This is a genomic window from Promicromonospora noduliphila (genome assembly GCF_056951025.1).
In genome coordinates this window covers 2,429,681-2,445,561 of the sequence record NZ_CM167806.1, presented here as the reverse complement: position 1 = coordinate 2,445,561, position 15,881 = coordinate 2,429,681, and the positions used below count along the sequence as shown (strand labels likewise).

Genomic DNA, 15,881 nt, shown 5'->3' with positions numbered 1-15,881 from the left:
TGTCACTCAGGGGCTGTCACTCAGGGGGCTGGGGCTCAGAGGGCGAGCTCCAGGTCCTTGCCAGGGATCGCGTCCAGCAGCGCCCGCGTGTAGTCGGTGGTCGGCGCGTCGAAGACCGTGTCGACGGTCCCCTCCTCGACCACCCGCCCCTGCTGCATCACCAGCACGCGGTCCGCGATCTGCCGCACGACGGCGAGGTCGTGGGTGATGAAGAGGTAGGTGAGCCCCAGCTCCTCCTGCAGCCGCGCCAGGAGCTGCAGGATCTGCGCCTGGACCACGACGTCGAGCGCCGAGACCGCCTCGTCGCACACCACGAGCTCCGGCGACAGCGCGAGCGCGCGGGCGATCGCCACCCGCTGGCGCTGGCCGCCGGACAGCTCGGCCGGGAACCGCTGGAGCTGGCCCTTGCTGAGCGCCACCTGCTCGGCGAGCTCCTCCACGCGCGCCCGGCGGGCCGCCGCGTCGCCGTAGTCGTGGGCGCGCAGCGGCTCCTCGATCGCCCGGAACACCGAGTAGAGCGGGTCCAGCGACGAGTACGGGTCCTGGAAGACGGGCTGCACCCGGCGCCGGTAGGCGATCTGCTCCCGGTGCCCGCCCGCGCCCACCAGGCCGCCGTCGAACGTGATGGTGCCGGAGGTGGGCTTCTCGATGTCGAGGATCATCCGGGCCAGGGTCGACTTGCCCGAGCCGGACTCCCCCACGACGGCGACGGTCGAGCCGCGCGGGATGTCGAGGCTCACGCCGTCGACGGCCGTGAAGTCCTTGCTGCGGGACAGCAGGCCGGTGCCGCGGATGGCGAAGACCTTGCTCACGTCCCTGACGGAGACCAGCACGTCGGAGTCGGGCGCGCCGTCCGCCGCCGCCTCCTCGCCGGGGGCGAGCAGGGCGTCGTCGAGCACGTCCTCCAGGCCGCGCTCGCGCGCGATCTCGATGCGGCGCGAGGCGAGCGACGGGGCGGCGGCCATGAGCCGCTTGGTGTAGTCGTGCTGTGGCGCCGTGAGCACCTGGCGGGCCGGACCCTGCTCCACGATCTCGCCGTGGTACATCACCACGACGGTGTCGGCGCGCTCGGCCGCCAGGCCGAGGTCGTGCGTGATGAGCAGCACGGCGGTGCCCAGCTCCTCGGTCAGCCCGGAGAGCTGGTCCAGGATGCCGCGCTGCACCGTGACGTCCAGGGCCGACGTCGGCTCGTCCGCCACCAGCAGCGCCGGGCGGCCCGACAGGCCCATGGCGATGAGCGCCCGCTGGCGCATGCCGCCGGAGAACTCGTGCGGGTACTGGCCGGCGCGGCGCCGGGCGTCGGGCAGGCCCACCTCGTCGAGCAGCTCGACCGTGCGCGTGCGCGCGTCGCGCCGGGACCGGAGGCCGTTGTCGATCAGGCCCTCGTCGATCTGCTGCCCGATCCGCATGATCGGGTCGAGGTTGGTCATCGGGTCCTGCGGCACGAGGCCCAGCTCCGTGCCCCGGAGCTGCGCCATGCGCTGCGCGGACACGTGGCCCAGGTCCTCGCCCTTGAACCAGATGTGGCCGTCGGCGACCGACCCGTTGTTCGCCAGCAGGCCCAGCACCGCCATCGCGAGGGTGGTCTTGCCGGAGCCGGACTCCCCCACGATCGCGACGGTCTGGCCGCGGCCGACGGTCAGGCTCGCGTTCGACACGGCGCGCGCCGCGCCGTTCTCCGTCCGGAAGTCGACGCACAGGTCCTCGACGCGCAGGACGACGTCGTCGGCCGGCGAGCCGGGCGCGGTGGCCGGGGTCTTCATGTCTGCGGTCTCGCTCATCGTCGGGTCCTGTTCCGGGGGTCGAGGGCCTCGCGCAGGCTCTCGCCCACGAGGGTGAAGCCGAGGGCCGTCACGGCGATGCAGATGCCGGGCAGGATCGCCAGGCGCGGCGCCACCGCCAGCTCCTGCTGCGCGGCCGTCAGCATGCGGCCCCACTCCGCCGTCGACGGCTCGCCGCCGCCCAGGCCGAGGAAGGAGAGCGCTGCAGCCTCGATCACTGCCGTGGCGAGGGTCAGCGTGGCCTGCACGATGACGGGGCCGATGCTGTTGGGCAGCACGTGGCTCATCGTCACCGCGCGCCGGCTCAGGCCGAGCGCCGAGGCGGCCAGCACGTAGTCCTGCCCGCGCTGCGCCAGCATCGAGCCGCGCAGCAGCCGGGCGAAGATCGGCACCTGGACGACGCCGATGGCGATGATCACCGACATCGACGACTGGCCGGCGATCGCGGCGATCGACACCGCCAGCAGCAGCGACGGCACGGACAGCATGAGGTCCACCAGGCGCATGGCCGCGAAGTCGACCCACTTGCCGAACCAGCCCGCGAGCAGGCCGAGCGCCATGCCGCCGGCCAGGCCGAACAGCGTGGACAGCACGCCCACCAGCAGGGAGGCCCGCGCACCCCAGATCAGCTTGCTCAGCACGTCGCCGCCGTAGCGGTCCAGCCCCAGCAGGTAGTCGGACGACGGCCCGGGGATCATCGTCGGGCGCACGTCGGCGCGCCCCGGCAGCTCGTTGGGGCCGTACGGGGCCAGTACCGGCGCGAGCAGCGCCACCAGCACGAAGACCGCCACGATGACGAAGCCGGCGATCGCGACGGGGTTCCTGCGCAGCGTGCGCCAGGCACGACCCCACACGCCCTCGCCCGCGTGGTCCTCGCCACCGGGCCCGTCGCCGTGGATGCTGGTGTGGAGCGGCTCGGCGGCCGCGCCACCGGTCACGGGAAGCTCGTTGGCGCTCACTGCTGCCTCCTCAGCCGGGGGTCGATCAGCCCGTACGACACGTCGACGAGCAGGTTCACGAGGGCGTACACGACGGCGATCATCAGCACGAAGCCCTGCATCACCGGGTAGTCGGCGTTGAAGACGGCCTCGGCGAGGAACGAGCCGATGCCGCTGAACGCGAACACCGTCTCGGTGAGCACCGCGCCCGACAGCAGCAGGCCCACCTGCAGGCCGATGGTGGTCAGCACCGGGAGCATCGAGTTGCGCAGGATGTGCTCGCCGCGCAGCCGCGCGGGCTTGATGCCCTTGGCGCGGGCGGTGCGCACGTAGTCGGCGTTCTGGACCTCGGACACGGCGGCGCGGGTCATGCGCGCCACGATCGCGAGCGGGATGGAGCCGAGCGCGATGCCCGGCAGGATCAGGTGCACCAGCGCGTCCCATGCCGCGTCCCACTCGGCGGTGAGCAGGCCGTCCAGCACGTAGAAGTTGGTCGGATGGGTGGCGATCATCGTCGGGTCCTGGCGCCCGGTGGAGGGGAACCAGCCCAGCTCCACGGCGAAGAGGTACTTCAGGATGAACGCGAGGAAGAACACCGGCACGGTCACGCCGATCAGCGACACGACCACCGACGAGTGGTCGATGAACGAGCCGGCCCGGCGGGCGGCGATGTAGCCGAGCGGTATGCCGATGCCGATCGCGATGACCAACGCCACCACGGTCAGCTCGATCGTCGCGGGGAACCGGGTCAGGAACTCGTCGAGCACCGGGCGGCCCGTGCGCGTGGAGACGCCGAAGTCGCCGGTCAGCAGGCGGCCCAGGTACTTGAAGTACTGGACGTACAACGGCTCGTCGAACCCGTACAGGGCGTTGATCCGGGCGACCGCCTCCGGCGTGGCCCGCTCGCCCAGCAGGGCGGTGGCCGGACCGCCGGGCAGCGCCCGGACCCAGGCGAACAACAGCACCGACAGCCCTAGGAGCAGCGGTATCAGGAGCAGCAGCCGCTGCACGATGAGGCGGAGCATACCTATCCTCGGGAAGTTTCCTCGTTGAACGGCACGGACAGCGGTCGGGGCGCGGCAGGTGCCGCGCCCCGACCTGAGAAGTTCACCCTAAGGCGCCAGGCGCCCTAGGTATGTCACTGGTGTTCCCTCACTCCGAGAACGTGATGACGTTGTACACCTCGTCCTGGACCGGCGAGACCGGGTAGTCCTGGACCTGCTCGGTGAACGCGAGCGACGGCACGGGGCTGGCCAGCGGCACGCCGGGCAGGAACTCCATCACGGCCTCGTTCGCGGCCTTGTACAGGTCCTCCTGCTCGTCGAGGTCGGCGTAGCGGGCGTCGCTGAGGCTCTGGAAGAGCTCCTCGTCGTTGAAGCCCCACTCGGCCGACTCGGCGCCGAAGAACGTGCCGATGAAGTTGTAGGTGTCGTTGTAGTCACCCGTCCAGCCCAGCAGGTGCAGCCCGTGGTTCGCGCTGCCCTGGATGGTGTCGAGGTAGGTGGGGCTCCACGGCTCCGGCGTCGCCGTCACCGTGATGCCGACCTCCTCCAGGTCGGCCGCGATGGCCTCGTAGATCGCCGCGGCGTCCGGCATGTACGGCCGCGAGACGTCGGTCGGGTAGTTGAACTCCAGCTCCAGGTTCTCCTGCCCGGCCTCGGCCAGGAGCTCGCGCGCCCGGTCCTGGTCGAACTCGTAGGTCGCGACGTCCTCGCTGTAGCCGGACACGATCGACGGGACGAACTGCGTGGCGACCTCCGTGCCCTCGGGCAGCGCCGCCTGCACCAGCGCCTCCTTGTCGATCGCGTGGGCGATCGCCTGGCGCACCAGCGGGTCGTCCAGCGGCTCCTGCTGCTGGTTCATGCCCAGGTACAGGATGTTGAAGGGGTCGCGGTTCAGGATCTGGTAGCCGGCCTGGGCGAGCGCGTCGACGTCGGCGGGGGCGACCAGGTCGTAGCCGTCGATGTCGCCGGCCTCGAGCGCCTGGCGGCGCGCGGTGCCCTCGGCGATCACCGTGAAGACGATGTTCCGGACGTCGCCGAACTCGCCCCAGTAGTCGTCGTACGCGCTGAGCGTGATCGACTCGCCGGTGTTCCACTCCTCGAACGTGTACGGGCCGGTGCCGACCGGGTGCCCGAGGGCGTACTCGGAGAGCTCCGGCGCGTCCTCGGCGCCGCCCACCTCGTCGGCGTTGAACTCCTCCAGCGCCGTGGGCGACTGCATGGAGAACGACGGCAGCGAGAGCGCGGGGATCAGCTCGGGCAGGGGGCTGCGCAGCGTGACGACAGCGGTGGCCGCGTCGGCCGCCTCGCACGAGTCGTACTTGCCGTTCTCGCCCTGACCACCGAAGACGTGCGTGTAGTAGTAGGACAGCGACTCCGACGCGGCCAGGCCGGTCCAGTTGGCCCAGCGGTCGAAGTTGAAGCACACGGCCTCGGCGTCGAAGTCCGTGCCGTCGTGGAACGTGACGCCCTCCTTGAGGTGGAAGGTGTACTCCAGGCCGTCCTCGCTGATGTCCCAGCTCTCCGCCAGCAGCGGCGCCGGGTCGGCGGTGCCGGGCTCGACCCCGACGAGGCCCTCGAAGATCTGGCGTGCGACCCGGAACGACTCGCCGTCGCTGGCGAACGCCGGGTCGAGCGAGCCGGGGTCGGCCGAGGCGGCGAACACGAACGTGTCCTTGCCGCTCTCCTCGCCGCTGCCCTCGGCGTCCCGCTCGCTCGCGACACAACCACTCAGCGCAACTGCGGCCGCGGTCACCAAGGTGACGCCGCCCGCGAGGCGCGAAGCGCGTCGACGCATGGCACTCTCCTTCCTCGGGCGCACCGGCGGGTCCGGGTTCGGGCACGACGGCGCGCAGACGTTTGCGCCCGACCTTAGGAGCCCTTTCGTTGCTTCCGTATTTCGCTCCGGCACTCGCAATCCAATCGTGACCCTTTTGTTACCGCTATGTATGTGGTAGATGGCCCGCGCTTCACGGGCGGGATGATGGTCATGTGAGCAACGACGAGCCCGTGTCCTTCGGCTACCGCGACGCGTCCGACGACGGCGGCGCCGCCCGGAGCTGGTGGGACGCCAACGCCGGCGAGTATCTCGACGAGCACCGCGAGTTCCTCGGCGACGCCGGGTTCCGCTGGGGCCCGGAGGGCCTGACCGAGGCAGAGGCCGGCCTGCTGGGCGACGTCGCGGGCCGCGACATCCTGGAGGTCGGGGCCGGGGCGGCGCACTGCTCGCGCTGGCTCGTCACCCAGGGGGCGCGGGCGGTCGCCACCGACTACTCGGCCGGCATGCTCGACGGTGCGGCCCGCCTCGACGCCGCGACCGGCGTCGTCGTGCCGCGGGTGCAGGCCGACGCGCGGGCGCTGCCGTTCGCGGACGGCTCGTTCGACGTCGTCTTCACCTCCTTCGGCGCCCTGCCCTTCGTGCCCGACGCCGTCCGCGTGCACCGCGAGGCAGCGCGCGTGCTGCGCCCCGGCGGCCGCTGGGTGTTCTCCGTGACCCACCCCCTGCGGTGGGCCTTCCCGGACGACCCGTCGCTGCGCGGCCTGACGGCGACGCGCTCGTACTTCGACCGGCGCCCCTACGTGGAGGCCGACGCCGCGGGACGGGTCCTGTACGCCGAGTACCACCGCACCGTCGGCGACCACGTGCGCGACGTCGCCGCGGCGGGCCTGCGCCTGGTCGACCTGGTCGAGCCCGAGTGGCCGGAGTGGAACAACCAGGTCTGGGGCGGCTGGGGCCCGGCCCGCGGCCGCTACCTCCCGGGCACGGCGGTCTTCGTCACGACCCGCCGATAGGGTCGCCGCTCGTTGAGATCTGGTGTTTGCGTTGAGATCTGGTGGCGCAACACCAGATCTCAACGCAAACACCAGATCTCAACGAGTGGGTTCCGGCGACCACAGGGGGGTTTAGTTTTCGGGTTGTGCACAGGAGATGGCCGGGGGTGGGTTTTGGTTGGGGTTGGTGGTTCAGGCTTGTGGCATGCCCGAGATCTTGCTGGCCCGTGACCATGACTACGAGACCCTGCGCCGTGCCCTCGCCGCGCGCGACGTCGAGCGGTTGCGCCGGGGCGCGTACACCGCGGTCGATCCGGGCGAGGACCACCTGCACGCTGCGGCACGGGCACGGCGTCGGGCCGAGCAGACGGTCGTCGCGGTGCACCGCCAGCTCACGGCGCACCACGTCGTCAGCCATGAGAGCGCCGCGCTGCTCCACGGGGGTCCCTTGTGGGAGGTGCCGCGACGGGTCCACCTGATCCAGCGTTACGGCGCGAAGGCCGATGCGGCCCCTGACGTCGTCCGGCACCGCAGCGCCTTGTCCGACGACGACGTGGTCACCCTCGGCGACGTACCCGTCACGTCCCTCGTTCGCACGGTTCTCGACTGCCTGACGACGCTACCGCCGCTCAACGGCTTGGTCCTCGCGGACTGGGCGCTCGCACGGGGTGTCCGGCGGGAAGACCTGGCCGCAGGGCTGGAGGCCCGCGCCGACCGCAGGCATCGCCGCAGGGCCCGCCTCGTCCTCGAGCTGGCCGACGGCGGGGCGCAGTCGCCGTGGGAGACCAGGACCCGGTACGTGCTGCTGCGGGCTGGGTTTCCGCGGCCCCGGACCCAGGTACCCGTCGTGACCCGCATCGGGACCTTTCACGCCGACATCGGCTGGGACAACTGGGGGCCGCTGCTGGAGTTCGACGGGTTCGTCAAGTACCAGGACGGCGTTCTGCGCCCCGGGTACGACGCCGATGCCGCGCGCTTCCGCGAGAAGCGACGCGAGGACGCCATCCGCGCGGCCGGCCGCAGCCTGCTCCGCATCACCGCGCGCGACCGGGAGACGGACATCATCCGCTGGGTGCTCCGAGAGACACCTGCGGCCGACCGCCCACCCCTCACCCCTCTCCCGACCCTCCCACCGGCCTAACTCCCTCTCGGCCGGCCCGTGAGATCTGGTGTTTGTGCTGAGATCTGGTGTTGCGCCACCAGATCTCAGCACAAACACCAGATCTCAACGGGGTTGCGGAGGGTTAGTGGCCCGCCTCGTGCCAGGTGGCGCCCGTGCCTACCGAGACGTCGAGCGGGACGTCGAGGGTGAACGCGGAACCCATCTCGCTGCGCAGCACCTCCTCGGCCGCCTCGCGCTCGCCGGGTGAGACCTCGAGCACGAGCTCGTCGTGCACCTGCAGCAGCAGGCGGGAGGCGAGCCCGCGGGCGTCGAGCTCCCGCTGCACGCGGAGCATCGCGAGCTTGATGATGTCGGCGGCGCTGCCCTGGATGGGCGCGTTGAGCGCCATGCGCTCCGCCATCTGCCGGCGCTGCCGGTTGTCGCTCGTGAGGTCGGGCAGGTAGCGGCGCCGGCCGAGGATCGTCGCGGTGTACCCGGTGGCGCGCGCCTCCTCCACCACGCCCGAGAGGTAGTCGCGCACGCCACCGAACCGCTCGAAGTAGTCGTCCATCAGCGTCTGCGCCTCGCTGGTGGCGATGCCCAGCTGCTGGGACAGGCCGAACGCGCTGAGGCCGTAGGCCAGGCCGTACGACATCGCCTTGATCTTGGAGCGCATGTCCGGCGTCACGTCGGCGGGCGCCACCTCGAACACCCGGGAGCCCACGTACCGGTGCAGGTCCTCGCCCGAGTTGAACGCGGCGATCAGGCCCTCGTCGCCCGACAGGTGGGCCATGATCCGCATCTCGATCTGGCTGTAGTCGGCGGTCAGCAGCGACTCGTAGCCCTCGCCCACCCGGAACGCCCGGCGGATCTGCCGGCCCGCCTCGGTGCGGATCGGAATGTTCTGCAGGTTCGGGTCGGTCGAGCTCAGGCGGCCCGTCGCGGCGATGGTCTGCTGGAACGTGGTGTGGATGCGGCCGTCCGTCGCCACCGACTTCAGCAGGCCCTCCACCGTGACCCGCAGGCGCGACACGTCGCGGTGAGCCAGCAGGTGGGCGAGGAACGGGTGCTCCGTCTTGACGAACAGGTCCTGCAGGCTCGCCGCGTCGGTGGTGTACCCGGTCTTGATCTTCTTGGTCTTGGGCATACCGAGCTGGTCGAACAGGACCTCCTGGAGCTGCTTGGGGCTGCCGAGGTTCACCTCCCGGCCGATCACGTCGTACGCGGCCGCCGCCGCGTCGGCCACGCCCTGCGCGAACTGGGCCTCCAGGCCGGTCAGGTACTCGGTGTCGGCGGAGATGCCGGTGCGCTCCATGCGCGCAAGGACGCCCGACAGCGGCAGCTCGACGTCGTCCAGCAGGTGCGTGGCGTCCCGGTCGGCGAGCTCACCCTCCAGCGCCGTCGCGAGCTCGGCGACGCCCTGGGCGCGCACGGCCTCCGCCTGCCCCTCCGGCTCTCCTTCGAGCGAGAGGTCGAGCGCGCCCTGCGCACCCTCGGGCTCCGCGACCTTGAGCTCCCGGCCGATGTGCCGCACGGCGAGGTCGCCCAGGTCGTAACCGCGCTGGTCCGGGTAGCACAGGTAGGCCGCGAGCTCGGTGTCGAACACGACGCCCTCCAGGTCCATGCCGCGCGCGGCGAGCATGTGCGCCGCGGCCTTGGCCCCGTGCAGCACCTTGGGCGCGCCCGCGTCGGCGAGCCAGGCCGCGAGCGCCTTCTCGTCGTCGGGCCCGAGCTGCGTGAGGTCGAGGTAGACGGCCTCGCCCGCCGGCTCCGCGACGGCCACCGCCCAGGCGTCCCCGCCGCCCGGCACGGCCTTGCCCGCGACCTCCACGCCCACGCGCCCCGTGCGGGCGGCGAGCCAGGCGCCGAGGGCGCCCGGGGCGACGTCGGCCAGGTCGAGCTCGACGGCGGCGCCGCCGGCCGTCTCCTCCGCCGCGGTGCCCGACGGGTCGACGGCGAGCAGCCGGTCGCGGAGCTGTCCGAACTGCAGGGTGTCCGAGACGAGGTGCACCGCGGCCCGGTCGAAGCCCTCCAGGGCGAGGTCGGCCACGCCGAGCGGCAGCTCTACGTCGGTCAGCAGGGCGTTGAGCTCGCGGTTGACCCGGACCTGGTCGAGGTGCTCGCGCAGGCTCTCGCCGGCCTTGCCCCTGATCTCGCCGGCGGCGGCCAGGAGGCCGTCGAGGCCGCCGTGCGCGGTGATCCACTTGGCGGCGGTCTTGGGCCCGACGCCGGGCACGCCCGGCAGGTTGTCGCTGGTCTCGCCGACGAGCGCCGCGAGGTCGGGGTACCGCTCCGGCGGCACGCCGTACTTCGCCTCGACGGCCGCCGGGTCCATCCGAGTCAGCTCGGACACGCCCTTCTTGGGGTACAGGACGGTGACGTCGCCGTTGACGAGCTGCAGCGTGTCCCGGTCGCCGGAGCACACCAGCACGTCCATGCCGAACTGCTTGGCCTGCGTCGCGAACGTCGCGAGGATGTCGTCCGCCTCGATCCCGGCCAGCTCGATGGAGGGGATCCGCAGGGCGTCCAGCACCTCCTTGATGAGCGGCACCTGCCCCTTGAACGCGTCGGGCGTCGCGTCCCGCGTGCCCTTGTACTGCGGGAACCGCTCGGTGCGGAAGGTGACCCGGCCGGCGTCGAACGCGACGGCCATGTGGGTGGGCTGCTCGTCCCGCAGCAGGTTCGTCAGCATCGACGTGAAGCCGTACACGGCGTTCGTGATCTGTCCTGAGCTGGTCGCGAGGGTGTCGGGCAGCGCGTAGAACGCCCGGTAGGCCATGGAGTGGCCGTCGATCAGCAGGAGGCGGGGGCGGCCCGGGAGCGGCGTGCCCGGAGTACGGCTTGGCGCGGTGGAGGTCACGCCTGACAACATAGCCCGCATGACTGACACGAGCCCTTCCGCGACGCCCTCAGGGGCCGGAATCGACTGGAAGTCGATCTACGCGAGCACCGACACGGCAGGCACCCTCTTCGAGCGCATGGAGATGGAGCTCCTGGAGCTCGCGCCGGACCGCGCGGTCGGGCGCATCCCGGTCAAGGGCAACACCCAGCCCGCCGGGCTGCTGCACGGCGGCGCCTCCGTGGTGCTGGCCGAGACGCTCGGCTCGCTCGCGGCGCAGGTGCACGCGGGGCCGGACCGGAACGCCGTGGGCATCGAGGTGAGCGCCACCCACCACCGCGGGGCCCGCGAGGGGCACGTCACGGGTACGGCGACGGCGATCCACCTGGGCCGCACGACGGCGTCCTACGAGATTGTCATCACCGACGACGCGGGCAAGCGGGTGTGCACGGCGCGTCTGACGTGCATGATCCTCGGGTAGCCCCGAGGGGTCCGGCCAGGCCCGCCCCGGCTCAGCCGGCCTTGGCCGGATGCCGGCGGGACGGCGCCCCGCCGCCCACGGTCCGCATGTCGATGGGCCCGGACTCCATGACGGACCGGGCCCGCCGGCGGCGCGCGATGAGGTCCTCGATACCGCCCCGGGGGTTGAACCGGCGGCCGTCGCGCGCCGTCGCCTCCGCCGCGAGGCGGCGCTGGAGCGCGGCGACGGACGCCACGCGGTGCCCGGCGGCCGGGGCGAACCCGAGGCGGGCGAGGAAGCGCTGGACGCCGCGGTTGCCCGGCACAGGCGCCGAGTAGATGTCGTGGCAGTCGTGCTCGGCCGCGAGGTCGGCGGCGGCCCGCAGCAGCGCGTGCCCGACGCCGTGGCGGCGGGCCCGCGGCGCGACGTACAGCATGTCGAGGTACAGGCTCGCGTGCTGGGCGAAGAGATAGGCCGCCACCACCCGGCCGAGCACGACCCCCACGACCCGTCCGTCCTGCTCGGCGACCAGCACGTGCCCACCCGCCGAGAGCAGCACGCTGAGGTGCTCCAGCAGGCGGTCGGTCTCCTGGGCGCCGAGCTGTGCCCCGGCGGGCGAGTCGTCGCGCGCCTCGACGGCCAGCGCAGCGAGGGCGGGCAGCTCGTCCGAGCGCGCCGGGTGTATGTCGAGCACGGTGCGCATGTCTATCTCCTCCCGGGGATCTGGGGTCCGGAGGTCAGGGCCGGCTGAGCGCAGACACTAGTCCTGACCCCGGGCGACAGAAAACACGCAACCGGCAATTTCACCCGCACCGGAGTGCGGTATGCGTCACGCTCAGGCGCCGACCTGCTCGATCACCGCGTCGGCGACCTCGCGCATGGTGAGACGGCGGTCCATCGACGTCTTCTGGATCCAGCGGAACGACTCGGGCTCCGACAGCCCCATCTTCGTCATCAGCAGGCCCTTGGCGCGGTCCACGCGCTTGCGGGTCTCGAAGCGTTCGGTGAGGTCGGCGACCTCGGCCTCCAGCGCGCCGATCTGCGAGTAGCGCGAGATCGCGATCTCGACGGCGGGCAGCAGGTCGGCCGGGGTGAACGGCTTGACGACGTACGCCATGGCGCCGGCGTCGCGGGCCCGCTCGACCAGCTCGGTCTGCGAGAACGCCGTGAGCAGCACCACGGGGGCCGCGTGGGCCTTGCCGATGCGCTCGGCGGCGGAGATGCCGTCCAGCTCGGGCATCTTGACGTCCATCACCACGACGTCGGGCTTCAGCTCGATCGCCAGGTTGACGGCGGTCTCGCCGTCGCCGGCCTCCCCTACCACCTCGAACCCTGCCTCGCGCAGGGTCTCCACCACGTCCATGCGGATCAGCGCCTCGTCCTCCGCCACGACGGCGCGGCGGGACGGGCTGGCGGGAGCGGCCTCCGGCTCGGCGTCGATCATCGGGGGCAGATCCAGCGAAAGCTTCTCGGTCTTCTCGTCGGTCACGGGGAACATCTTACGTTGCGCGCCCGGGCTTGGGACCCAGCCGGGCGGTGTGGTTCGATGTCCGCCGGGGTCATGTTCGATGACCTAGGCCGGGTTGGCGGAACAGGCAGACGCGGCGCTCTCAAAAAGCGCTGCCCGCGAGGGCGTGTGGGTTCGAGTCCCACACCCGGCACACGAGCCGCCCGAGGCTGCGATCAGACCTCGGGTGGCGGTCAGACCTCGGCCAGCGCCGGGCTGTCGGCGTAGCGCACGACCTCCAGCCCGAACTCCGCGAGGATCTCGGGCAGGAGCCGCACCACGTCGCGGTCCTTGTCCCGGTTGTCCTCGGACAGCTCGGACCACGGCACGCCGATCAGCGGGTGCACCTTGGCGGCGTCGTCCCGCACCGGACCGCTGCGCCAGCCCTGCGCCACCCGCACGGACTCCCAGAGCTCGTGCTCCGCCTCGGCCAGCCGGTCCAGCTCCGCACCCTCGAACACCACGGTGGGGGCGCCGTCGCGCGGCGCGATCGTCGCACCCATCCGGGCCAGCCGGGCGGGCAGCCCGACGACCCAGCCCCGGTTCGAGGCCCGCAGGTCCTCGGACAGCTCCTCCCAGCGCACCATGGCGGGCACCTCGCCCCACGCGACGCCGCGTTCGAGCTGGTTGCGCAGGTACACGTGGTGCACGGCGCGCGCGATCCGCTCGTACAGGTCGGCGTGCGCCCTGGCCTCCTCGCGCTCGACGTCGGCGAGCAGGTCCCGCATGGTCACGGTGCGCAGCCGCCCGTCGAGGTCGTCGAGCACCCGGGACGCCTCCGTGCCGAAGGCGCCGGTCAGCCCCGCCAGGCCGTCGAGCAGGAGGACCAGCGACCCGGGGCCGCCGTGCCACAGCCGGGTGGCGGTGAGGGCCACCCGCAGGGACCGGCCCTCGTCGGCATGGCACACGTACGTGGTGTCCGGCACGCCGGCGTCCCAGGCGGTGAGCCCCGCGACCGCCCGCAGCTCGATCTTCTCGGCCACCGGCGACCACCGGGCGCGCAGTTCCTCGGCCACCCGCTCGGCGTCGTCCGCCACGAGGTCGACCGCCAGCCGTGCGCCGTCGCTCGCGAGCTCCCACTCCCGAGCCATGCCCACCACGAGGGCCTTGGCGAACTCGCCCGAGCCGAGCACGGCGAGGCGGGTCACCGGGGCGGGCGCGCCGGGCACGGCCGCGATGCGCCGCACCTCGCGCACCGCGAGCGACTGCGCGGCGATCACCGACAGCGTGAAGAAGTCGACGCCCGGCTCGGCGCAGCTCAGGTGCCGCGCCTGGAGCGCTATGCCGAGGTCGGGGTCGCTGACGTGGGCGTACAGCCGGTCGGGCCCACGCCCGGCGCGGCGGACGGCGTGCTCCGCCTCGGCGACGGTGAGCACGTTGGCCGTGGCGTCCACGGTGTCGTCGCCGCACGCGTACAGGACGGTCGCGCCGGCGAGGCCGACGTCGCCGAGCCCCGCCGCGTCGGCCGTGCGCAGCACCCGGTGGCCCGCCGCCTCCAGCGCGGCGGCCACGGTGTCCGCGGCGTCCGTCTGCCCGACGACGACGGCGTGGCCCCGCGCGCGCCGGTCCCTGAACCGGCGGATCTCGCCGGTGAACAGGACGCGCGCCGCCTCGAACAGGGCGTAGACCGCGGTGCCGGGCGCGAGGAACCGTGCCACCTGGAGCTGCCAGGAGAGCTCGCCGCCCCCGCTGGCCGGGTCGGCGCCCATCACGAAGAGCTGCAGGTCGTGGTAGACGACGTCGTACCAGGTGCGGCCGGGCACGTGCGTGGTGTCGAGCAGGAGGCCCCACCAGCCGAGGCCGAGCGAGACCGCCACGAGGAGGGCGAAGCCGAAGCGGCCCCAGGGGAAGGAAGCGCGAGTCACGCCCGGAACAATAGCGACATCTCGCCCCCTGCCCCCGGCCACCGCGCGCTGACCGACGTTCAACACGCTTCCGGGAGCCGTAACTCGGGTGGTTACGGCTCCCGGAAGCGTCGGTCAGGGCAGGGCGGCCCCACCTGGTGAGGCAGGGGAAGTCAGGAGCTGCGGCGGTCGGTGTGCGAACCGATCCGGTGCACCAGGATCGAGTTGGTCGTGCCGGGGACGCCGACCGGCGCACCCGAGACCACGACGACCAGGTCGCCCTTGTCGGCCAGGCCCTGGTCCTGGAGGGTCAGGTCCACCTGGTCGACCATCGCGTCGACGTTCTCCACCTTCGGCACCAGGTACTCGGTGGTGCCCCAGGTCAGCGCCAGCGTGTTGGCCACGTGCTGCTCCGGGGTGAAGGCGAGCAGCGGGATCGACGACCGCAGGCGGGACATCCGGCGCGCGGAGTCGCCCGACTGCGTGAACGTCACCAGGTACTTCACCCCGAGCGTCTCGCCGATCTCGGCGGCGGCCCGCGTGATGGCGCCACCGCGGGTGTGCGGCGTGGAGCCGAGCGGGGCGATGCGCTCCCGGCCGGCCTCCTCGGTGGCCTCGATGATCCGGGCCATGGTCTGCACCGTGATGATCGGGTAGTCGCCCACCGAAGTCTCGCCGGACAGCATGACCGCGTCGGCGCCGTCGAGCACGGCGTTGGCGCAGTCGGAGGCCTCGGCACGGGTCGGCGTGGGCGACGTCGTCATCGACTCGAGCACCTGCGTGGCCACGATGACCGGCTTGGCGTTGCGCCGCGCCAGCTCGACGATGCGCTTCTGCACGAGCGGCACCTGCTCCAGCGGCATCTCGACCGCGAGGTCGCCGCGCGCCACCATGACGCCGTCGAACGCCGCGATCACCTCGGCGAGGTTCTCCACGGCCTGCGGCTTCTCGATCTTGGCGATGACGGGGACCGTGCGGCCCTCCTCCTCCATCACCCGGCGCACGTCCTCGTAGTCCTTGGCGGACCGCACGAACGACAGCGCGATGAAGTCGGCGCCCAGGTTGAGCGCCCAGCGCAGGTCGTCCTCGTCCTTGTCGGACAGGGCAGGCACGGACACGGCGACGCCGGGCAGGTTGATGCCCTTGTTGTTCGAGACGGGGCCGGGGACCTCGACCTCGGTGATGACGCGCGGGCCCTCGACGGCGGTGACGCGCACGCGCACCTTGCCGTCGTCGATCAGCAGCGGGTCGCCGACCTTGGCGTCCTGGGCCAGGCCCTTGTGGGTGGTCGACACGATCTCCCGGTTGCCGAGGATGTCCTCGGTCGTGATGGTGAACGTGTCGCCCTTGTTCAGGAAGTGCTTCTCGTCCCCGGCGAACCGGCCGAGCCGGATCTTGGGGCCCTGCAGGTCGACGAGTACGGCCACCGACTTCCCTGCCGCCTTGGCGGCCTCTCGTACGTGCCGGTAGACCGCCGCGTGCGCCTCCTGCTCGCCGTGGCTGCGGTTGATCCGCGCCACGTTCATGCCGGCGTCTACGAGTTCCCGAAGCTTCTCGGGGCTCTCCGTGGCGGGTCCGATGGTGCACACGATCTTGGCTCTGCGCATGTCTCCAGCCTAGGCATGGTGGGCGCCGCG

12 protein-coding genes and 1 tRNA gene are annotated in these 15,881 nt (G+C 72.2%); 4 read left to right on the top strand and 9 right to left on the bottom strand.

Features of this window, described 5'->3' with window-relative positions; genetic code table 11:
- Nucleotides 1–35 precede the first annotated feature (35 nt).
- The 4 genes from AC0QU1_RS10740 to AC0QU1_RS10725 all read right to left on the bottom strand — a co-directional run bounded on the left by AC0QU1_RS10740 (nucleotide 36) and on the right by AC0QU1_RS10725 (nucleotide 5,518).
- Complete coding sequence (locus tag AC0QU1_RS10740; protein ID WP_483576367.1) at nucleotides 36–1,781, bottom strand: dipeptide ABC transporter ATP-binding protein; 1,746 nt, start codon at nucleotides 1,779–1,781, stop codon at nucleotides 36–38.
- Nucleotides 1,778–2,740, bottom strand: coding sequence for an ABC transporter permease (locus AC0QU1_RS10735; protein WP_483576366.1), 963 nt, complete (start codon nucleotides 2,738–2,740; stop codon nucleotides 1,778–1,780). Before AC0QU1_RS10735 ends, AC0QU1_RS10740 begins: the two co-directional genes overlap by 4 nt.
- Entirely contained in the window at nucleotides 2,737–3,744 is a 1,008-nt protein-coding gene (locus AC0QU1_RS10730) for an ABC transporter permease (RefSeq protein ID WP_483576365.1), read from the bottom strand. The genes AC0QU1_RS10735 and AC0QU1_RS10730 overlap by 4 nt, the downstream gene beginning before the upstream one ends.
- A gap of 127 nt (nucleotides 3,745–3,871) precedes the next feature.
- Nucleotides 3,872–5,518 (bottom strand): ABC transporter substrate-binding protein, encoded by a 1,647-nt coding sequence (locus AC0QU1_RS10725; RefSeq protein WP_483576364.1) that lies wholly within the window; start codon nucleotides 5,516–5,518, stop codon nucleotides 3,872–3,874.
- Nucleotides 5,519–5,712: 194 nt separating this feature from the next.
- Between AC0QU1_RS10725 and AC0QU1_RS10720 the strand changes: the two genes are divergently transcribed.
- Entirely contained in the window at nucleotides 5,713–6,513 is an 801-nt protein-coding gene (locus tag AC0QU1_RS10720; RefSeq protein ID WP_483576363.1) for a class I SAM-dependent methyltransferase, read from the top strand.
- Between the two features lie 184 nt (nucleotides 6,514–6,697).
- Nucleotides 6,698–7,633: a type IV toxin-antitoxin system AbiEi family antitoxin domain-containing protein gene (locus AC0QU1_RS10715; RefSeq protein WP_483576362.1), complete on the top strand. Its 936-nt coding sequence runs from the start codon at nucleotides 6,698–6,700 to the stop codon at nucleotides 7,631–7,633.
- Between the two features lie 103 nt (nucleotides 7,634–7,736).
- On the opposite strand, the gene polA is transcribed toward AC0QU1_RS10715, so the two are convergent.
- Nucleotides 7,737–10,466 (bottom strand): DNA polymerase I, encoded by a 2,730-nt coding sequence (gene polA / locus AC0QU1_RS10710; protein ID WP_483576361.1) that lies wholly within the window; start codon nucleotides 10,464–10,466, stop codon nucleotides 7,737–7,739.
- Between the two features lie 7 nt (nucleotides 10,467–10,473).
- Here polA and AC0QU1_RS10705 point away from each other — a divergent pair, with 7 nt between their 5' ends.
- Nucleotides 10,474–10,914, top strand: a complete 441-nt coding sequence (locus AC0QU1_RS10705) for a PaaI family thioesterase (protein ID WP_483576360.1) — start codon at nucleotides 10,474–10,476, stop codon at nucleotides 10,912–10,914.
- 31 nt (nucleotides 10,915–10,945) lie between these two features.
- Here the strand turns inward: AC0QU1_RS10705 and AC0QU1_RS10700 are convergent, their stop codons facing one another.
- Nucleotides 10,946–11,596: a GNAT family N-acetyltransferase gene (locus tag AC0QU1_RS10700; protein ID WP_483576359.1), complete on the bottom strand. Its 651-nt coding sequence runs from the start codon at nucleotides 11,594–11,596 to the stop codon at nucleotides 10,946–10,948.
- Nucleotides 11,597–11,728: 132 nt separating this feature from the next.
- Nucleotides 11,729–12,337 carry an ANTAR domain-containing response regulator gene (locus AC0QU1_RS10695; protein ID WP_483576669.1) on the bottom strand — a complete coding sequence of 203 codons (609 nt, stop codon included), beginning with the start codon at nucleotides 12,335–12,337 and terminating at the stop codon, nucleotides 11,729–11,731.
- Between the two features lie 133 nt (nucleotides 12,338–12,470).
- Between AC0QU1_RS10695 and AC0QU1_RS10690 the strand changes: the two genes are divergently transcribed.
- Nucleotides 12,471–12,554 (top strand) — tRNA-Leu (locus tag AC0QU1_RS10690).
- A 40-nt stretch (nucleotides 12,555–12,594) separates the two neighbouring features.
- On the opposite strand, the gene AC0QU1_RS10685 is transcribed toward AC0QU1_RS10690, so the two are convergent.
- Nucleotides 12,595–14,265: a RyR domain-containing protein gene (locus AC0QU1_RS10685; protein WP_483576358.1), complete on the bottom strand. Its 1,671-nt coding sequence runs from the start codon at nucleotides 14,263–14,265 to the stop codon at nucleotides 12,595–12,597.
- Nucleotides 14,266–14,417: 152 nt separating this feature from the next.
- Nucleotides 14,418–15,851: a pyruvate kinase gene (gene pyk, locus AC0QU1_RS10680; RefSeq protein ID WP_483576357.1), complete on the bottom strand. Its 1,434-nt coding sequence runs from the start codon at nucleotides 15,849–15,851 to the stop codon at nucleotides 14,418–14,420.
- Nucleotides 15,852–15,881 lie beyond the last annotated feature (30 nt).

Bases quoted from the DNA above. Each gene is read 5' to 3' on its own strand.
- AC0QU1_RS10740 (WP_483576367.1), bottom strand. From the start codon at position 1,781: ATGAGCGAGACCGCAGACATGAAGACCCCGGCCACCGCGCCCGGCTCG.
- AC0QU1_RS10730 (WP_483576365.1), bottom strand. From the start codon at position 3,744: ATGCTCCGCCTCATCGTGCAGCGGCTGCTGCTCCTGATACCGCTGCTC.
- AC0QU1_RS10725 (WP_483576364.1), bottom strand. From the start codon at position 5,518: ATGCGTCGACGCGCTTCGCGCCTCGCGGGCGGCGTCACCTTGGTGACC.
- AC0QU1_RS10715 (WP_483576362.1), top strand. From the start codon at position 6,698: ATGCCCGAGATCTTGCTGGCCCGTGACCATGACTACGAGACCCTGCGC.
- polA (WP_483576361.1), bottom strand. From the start codon at position 10,466: ATGTTGTCAGGCGTGACCTCCACCGCGCCAAGCCGTACTCCGGGCACG.
- AC0QU1_RS10705 (WP_483576360.1), top strand. From the start codon at position 10,474: ATGACTGACACGAGCCCTTCCGCGACGCCCTCAGGGGCCGGAATCGAC.
- AC0QU1_RS10700 (WP_483576359.1), bottom strand. From the start codon at position 11,596: ATGCGCACCGTGCTCGACATACACCCGGCGCGCTCGGACGAGCTGCCC.
- AC0QU1_RS10695 (WP_483576669.1), bottom strand. From the start codon at position 12,337: ATGATCGACGCCGAGCCGGAGGCCGCTCCCGCCAGCCCGTCCCGCCGC.
- pyk (WP_483576357.1), bottom strand. From the start codon at position 15,851: ATGCGCAGAGCCAAGATCGTGTGCACCATCGGACCCGCCACGGAGAGC.